Source organism: Paenibacillus sp. SAFN-117 (assembly GCF_051966115.1).
Lineage (GTDB): Bacteria > Bacillota > Bacilli > Paenibacillales > NBRC-103111 > Paenibacillus_L > Paenibacillus_L residui.
Map to the genome: position 1 here is coordinate 1 of NZ_JBQCLK010000093.1, position 1,010 is coordinate 1,010.

1 protein-coding gene is annotated in these 1,010 nt (G+C 46.6%); it reads left to right on the top strand.

The genetic code is table 11. The features are described 5' to 3' along the window. Positions 1-970: IS3 family transposase (locus ACTHRH_RS25675; RefSeq protein WP_440418293.1), on the top strand; the 970-nt coding region annotated here is incomplete at its 5' end. Positions 971-1,010 lie beyond the last annotated feature (40 nt).

The window sequence follows — 1,010 nt, forward strand, 5'->3', positions numbered from 1 at the left end:
AGAATCAGGAGAAAGAACGTCAGAATCAAGATCTCCAGGAAGAACTCGCCATCTTAAAAAAGGCGCTGCACATCTTCAGCAAAGAAAGGAACTAAGGTTCCAATTCATCGAAGATCATCGCTCCGAGTTTCGATTGGAGAAGATGTGCGCTGTGCTCGAAGTTTCACGGAGCGGTTATTACAAATGGTGCAGGGAAAAAGACAACGAGAACAGTTACCAGAAGCGCCGACGGGTTTTGTTGTCCCGGATTTCTTGGCATTTTTTTGACAACAAGTGCCGCTACGGCAGCCCCAAAATCACAATGCTCCTTCGGAAGGAAGGTTGGGAGGTGTCCGAGCGTACTGTGGGGATTCTCATGCGGGAGAACAACATGCGCTCATGCGTGTCGAAGAAATTCAAAGTCACGACAACAGACTCCAATCATACCAGTCCCATCGCACCGAACCTGCTGAATCAAAACTTCAAGACAACAGCCCCGAACAAGGTATGGGTTACGGACATTACTTACATTCCATGTCGTGAGGGCCGTATGTATTTAGCCAGCGTCATGGATCTATATACTCGTAAAATCGTGGGCTGGAAGCTTTCATCCCGCATGACAACGGAACTTGTGCTTGGCGCATTGGATCAGGCTTATTTTGCCGAGAAGCCTGCTGAGGGGCTTATTCACCACTCTGATCGAGGGGCGCAGTATGCCTCGGAAGAGTACCGAGCGAGGCTACAAAAGTACAAAATGATGGCGAGTATGAGTCGCAAAGGCAACTGCTATGATAATGCGTGCATCGAATCGTTCCACAGCGTTCTGAAAAAAGAGTTTATTTACTGCACTCGATTCAAAACCAAAGCTCAAGCGCAACAAGAGCTGTTCGAATACATCGAGATCTTTTACAATCGTAAAAGAATTCATGGTTCTTTGGGCTACGTATCACCAAATCTATTTGAGATCATGTACTACAACAAGAGCAGCTAATTTACACTAACGGTGTGTCCACTTTCTTGACAGAGGTCCA